The 524-nt window shown below is 54.0% G+C and carries 1 protein-coding gene; it reads left to right on the top strand.

Annotation, left to right across the window (positions count from 1 at the left end; genetic code table 11):
- Positions 1-524, top strand: a 524-nt coding sequence (locus tag BV390_RS30460; RefSeq protein WP_139156029.1) for an HAD family hydrolase, incomplete at both ends; no start/stop codon positions are given.

Here is a 524-nt window from a genome sequence, read left to right as displayed (position 1 = left end):
GCACGGTCTCATTGCGGCTGTGTCGGTCCTGATTATTGCCTGTCCCTGCGCGCTGGGGCTGGCCACGCCGATGTCGATAATGGTGGGGGTGGGCAAAGGAGCCCAGGCCGGGGTGTTAATTAAGAATGCCGAAGCCCTTGAGCGTCTTGAAAAAGTGGACACGCTGGTTGTCGACAAAACAGGCACGCTCACGGAAGGTTCGCCGACGGTGACAGGGATTATCAGTCTCAATCCGGGTGGGGAAACATCTCTTTTGCGTGTAACGGCCGCAGTGGAAAAAGGCTCGCAGCATCCGCTGGGTATGGCAGTAGTTAAAGCAGCACAGGAAAAGGGGATCGCAATACCCGCAGTCACTCATTTCAATGCGCCGTCGGGTAAAGGTGTCTCAGGCGATGTCGAAGGTCAACGGGTTGTTATTGGTAATGAACTGGCTATGCAGGAAAACAGTATCGTTATTGATAATCAAAAGGCCGTTGCGGATACGTTGCGGATGGAAGGTGCTACCGTTATCTATGTGGCCACAG

The organism is Klebsiella sp. YJ (assembly GCF_002108615.1).
GTDB classification, from domain to species: domain Bacteria; phylum Pseudomonadota; class Gammaproteobacteria; order Enterobacterales; family Enterobacteriaceae; genus Klebsiella; species Klebsiella planticola.
This window is presented reverse-complemented; position numbering and strand designations above follow the sequence as displayed.